This window comes from Psychrobacter sp. AOP5-GZ1-6 (assembly GCF_052376345.1).
Taxonomy (GTDB): domain Bacteria; phylum Pseudomonadota; class Gammaproteobacteria; order Pseudomonadales; family Moraxellaceae; genus Psychrobacter.
Map to the genome: position 1 here is coordinate 1 of NZ_JBQSVP010000282.1, position 1,103 is coordinate 1,103.

Annotated in this window: 1 protein-coding gene and 1 pseudogene; both read right to left on the reverse strand. The window is 38.3% G+C overall.

The genetic code is table 11. The features are described 5' to 3' along the window. Nucleotides 1-174 (reverse strand): annotated as a pseudogene (locus ACT3RN_RS15760) (integrase core domain-containing protein); the annotation flags it as partial. Nucleotides 175-183: 9 nt separating this feature from the next. Next, nucleotides 184-1,103 (reverse strand): LysR family transcriptional regulator (locus ACT3RN_RS15765; RefSeq protein WP_444518831.1); only part of this gene is annotated, 920 nt, incomplete at its 5' end.

Genomic DNA, 1,103 nt, shown 5'->3' on the forward strand with positions numbered 1-1,103 from the left:
AAACTCAAAAGGCGATACATAGCCCAATGCACTGTGTATACGCTTTTTATTGAACCAATCTACCCAATTCAATGTCGCAAGTTGTACATTCGCTAAACCTTGCAAATCTGCTTTCAAATATTCAATCACCTCTGTTTTGTATAACCTATGCCCTGTTACAGCCAAAGCATTATCAAGGCCTAGTTATATATTTTTTCTTATGTTATCAAGCCAAGCTTGCATACTTGGTGTAAGCAAGCGATGACGGCGCCAAGCCATGACAAGCTCCCATTTTAACTGAGGTTGGGTTAGTGGCAAGCAGACTAATCCTGTTAAATCCAACTTTTGAGTATAATATTGAGGCAAAAGAGTCACACCCATATCCTGTTTTACCATGTCAAGAAGCAAGTGCCACTGATTGGTTTGGCAAATAATATTAGGTTCAAAACCTAGTGATTGACAGTTTTCTATAATCATTGGAGTAAATGATGAATTGGAGGTAAATAAAATTAGGGGTGCATTTGATAGTGATTTAAGTGTTACCTTCGTTTTTCGCTTACCCATACGGTTTTTATTTGCTACGACCACCACTGGATAGCAACATATCGACGAGTAGTCAAAATTATCGTCAATCGGCTTCATCAATGTTGCCACATCAAGTTGCCCCTCTAGAAGGGCCTGCTTAAGTGACTCAGCACCATCTTCGATAAGTGAGGTTTCTATACTAGGATGCATTTGGTAAAAGTTAAAAATAGCTTTGCTTAGTATTTCACTGCCTAACGGTGAAATCCCTAGACGCAACTTACCACCTATTAATTGCTGATAATCTACTACTGTTTGTTCAAGATTATCTGCCTTTTGTAAGATATCCACTGCTTGAATATAGAGGTGTTCGCCAATTTCCGTTAAATTAACTAGCCGCTTTTTTCTATGAGTCAACGGCTTATCAAACAGAGCTACGCCTAAATATTCTTCAAGGTTACTGATGGATTTGGTAACGGTGGGTTGAGTTAAATTGAGTTGGATACTGGCTTGAAGAAACCCACCTGTTTTTACGACTGTCACAAAGCAGCGTAATTGCTTGAAAGTTATCATAAATAATAGACCACATTTAAGAGAAAGAA